This window comes from Kocuria palustris, assembly GCF_007666205.1.
In the GTDB taxonomy this organism is placed as follows: Bacteria; Actinomycetota; Actinomycetes; order Actinomycetales; family Micrococcaceae; genus Kocuria; species Kocuria palustris_A.
Genome location: NZ_VDOR01000056.1, coordinates 1 through 226 on the forward strand (window position 1 = coordinate 1; position 226 = coordinate 226).

Annotated in this window: 1 pseudogene; it reads left to right on the forward strand. The window is 31.4% G+C overall.

Features of this window, described 5'->3' with window-relative positions:
* Nucleotides 1-226 (forward strand): annotated as a pseudogene (locus FSY66_RS12470) (argininosuccinate synthase domain-containing protein); the annotation flags it as partial.

Genomic DNA, 226 nt, shown 5'->3' on the forward strand with positions numbered 1-226 from the left:
CTCATTTTAAACCTATTATTGAAAAACAATTTTCGGAACAAACGTACAATGGACTTTGGTTTTCTCCACTAACTGATAGCCTAAAAGCGTTTGTAGATAGTACACAAAAATTCGTTTCTGGTGACGTACGTCTTAAATTATTTAAAGGTAATGGTATTGTTAATGGTAGAAAATCCCCTTATACACTTTATGATGAAAAGTTAGCAACTTATACTAAAGAAGATGC